1 protein-coding gene is annotated in these 482 nt (G+C 68.7%); it reads right to left on the bottom strand.

What is annotated here, in order from left to right; translation table 11 throughout:
• Positions 1-421 (bottom strand): SGNH/GDSL hydrolase N-terminal domain-containing protein (locus tag EAD96_RS17840; RefSeq protein ID WP_199733211.1); only part of this gene is annotated, 421 nt, incomplete at its 3' end.
• Positions 422-482: the final 61 nt, after the last annotated feature.

Here is a 482-nt window from a genome sequence, read left to right as displayed (position 1 = left end):
GGTCGACACCGCTGACCCCGATGGCCGGCATGTGGTACATCGCGATGCTCGACGAGCTGAGCCGGTAGCGAGCACGAAAGACTGTGGAGTCGGAGACGAACCGAGTCGAGAGACCGGCCGCGAACCTGCTACGCGCCCAAACCGGCTCGCGCACGATGGCCTCTGCCCGGGCCGGGAGCCGGTCGTAGTACTTGGCGGTGTCGGACCAGCCTTTTCCCTCTACGCCCCACTGTGCCACGTCGTACCAGGCGACGTTGCCCTCAATCGTTGGTGGCACCTCGACAAACTCGGTGGGCCACTGCGCGGGTGGTTGCGCCTGGGCCTTGGCCGGTGCGGCGACGGCGGCGGGCATCGCAAGAGCTGCCCCGCCGGCACCGGCGAGCCCGAACAGTCGACGACGGCTAACCGTTGGCTGTCTCACAGTTCCTCCTTCGTTACTCGGCGCAGGCGGACGCCTGCTACCGGAGGGACCGCGGGGCCGC

Source organism: Micromonospora sp. BL1 (genome assembly GCF_003667485.1).
GTDB lineage: Bacteria > Actinomycetota > Actinomycetes > Mycobacteriales > Micromonosporaceae > Micromonospora > Micromonospora tulbaghiae.
This window is presented reverse-complemented; position numbering and strand designations above follow the sequence as displayed.